The organism is Nonomuraea sp. NPDC001684 (genome assembly GCF_053596515.1).
Map to the genome: position 1 here is coordinate 1 of NZ_JBSFGJ010000862.1, position 1,460 is coordinate 1,460.

General features: G+C 73.4%; 3 protein-coding genes. 2 read left to right on the forward strand and 1 reads right to left on the reverse strand.

The features are described 5' to 3' along the window. Positions 1–334, reverse strand: a 334-nt coding sequence (locus ACWCSD_RS52575) for a GntR family transcriptional regulator (protein WP_449927456.1), incomplete at its 3' end; no start/stop codon positions are given. Positions 335–401: 67 nt separating this feature from the next. Between ACWCSD_RS52575 and ACWCSD_RS52580 the strand changes: the two genes are divergently transcribed. Next, entirely contained in the window at positions 402–851 is a 450-nt protein-coding gene (locus ACWCSD_RS52580) for a carboxymuconolactone decarboxylase family protein (RefSeq protein ID WP_352328679.1), read from the forward strand. Then, a partial coding sequence (locus tag ACWCSD_RS52585; RefSeq protein ID WP_449927460.1) for an MFS transporter occupies positions 848–1,460 on the forward strand: 613 nt, incomplete at its 3' end. The genes ACWCSD_RS52580 and ACWCSD_RS52585, both read left to right, overlap by 4 nt.

Sequence of the window (1,460 nt, forward strand, 5' to 3'; positions counted from 1 at the left end):
CGTACCGGGCGGGCGGCACCTCGACGGTCTCCCCGAGCTCCCGCCAGAACGCCCGCGGCCTGACCACCCCCTTGGGCGCGGCCCGGCCGCGCACCGGCTCGGCCGACACGAACGTGCCCGCCCCCGCCCGGCCGACCAGGAAGCCGTCGGCCACCAGCCGGTCGTAGGCCACCGCCACCGTGTTCCTGGAGATCTCCAGCCGGCCGGCCAGCTCCCTGGTCGGCGGCAGCCGCTCGCCCGAGCGCAGGCGGCCGTCGAGTATGGCGTCGAGCAGCTGCCGGTAGACCTGTGCGGCCAGGTCACCGCGCCCTTGGAGGCTGATGTGAACGTCCAACTTGGCCCAATCAACTTGGCGGAAATTGGAGCTTATGTCGGGACAAGAGTACGGCCAAGATGGGCCTATGACCGAACGCATGGAACTCGGGAAGTTCGCCGGCGAAGCGTACAAGGCGATGGCCGGCCTGGACCGGTTCGTGGCCCAGAGCACCCTCCCCAAGCCCCTCCTCGAACTCGTACGGCTGCGCGCCAGCCAGATCAACGGCTGCGTCTACTGCGTGGACATGCACAGCTCCGACGCCAAGCAGGCGGGGGAGAGCGACGCCAGGCTGCACGCCGTGGCCGTCTGGCGCGAGGCCCCCTTCTTCACCCCGCAGGAACGCGCCGCCCTGGCCTTCACCGAGGCCGCCACCCGCCTGTCCACCGACGACGTCACCGACGAGGTCTGGGCGCAGGCCGCCGCGCACTTCGACGAGCAGCAGATGGCCGCGCTGACCGTGGCCGTGGCCACCATCAACGCCTGGAACAGGATGGGCGTCGCCACCCGGATGACCCCGGAGTCATACAAGTCATGAGAACCCAGCGCGTGCTCGCCGCCGCGCAGCTCGCCAACTCCATCGGCGACGGCGCGTACCTGGTCACCTCGGCGCTCTACTTCGCCGACGTCGTGGGGCTGTCGGCCACCGAGATCGGCCTCGGCCTCACGCTGGGCTGGGCGGTCGGCTCGGTGGCGGGGGTGCCGCTCGGGCACCTGGCCGACCGGCGGGGGCCGCGCGGCGTGGCGGTGCTGCTCGCGCTCACGACCGCGGTGGCGGCCGGCTCGTTCGTGTTCGTCCACTCGTTCGCGCTTTTCCTGCTGGTCGCCTGCCTCTACGGGACCGCGCAGACCGGCCTGTCGGCGGCCCGGCAGGCGCTGCTGGCCGGGCTGGTCGAGCCGGCCCGGCGCACGGTCGTGCGGGCGGTGCTGCAGTCCACGCTCAACGGCGGCATGGCCGTGGGGGCCGCGCTGGGCGGCGTCGCGCTGGCCGTCGGCACCCGGGCCGGATACGTCGCGGTGTTCACGCTCGACGCCCTGAGCTTCCTGGTGGCCGCGCTGGTCCTGCTCAGGCTGCCCGCCGTGCGGCCCGCGCCGGCCGCGCCGGGGCCGCGGCTGGCCGTGCTCAGGGACCGGCCGTACGCGCTGG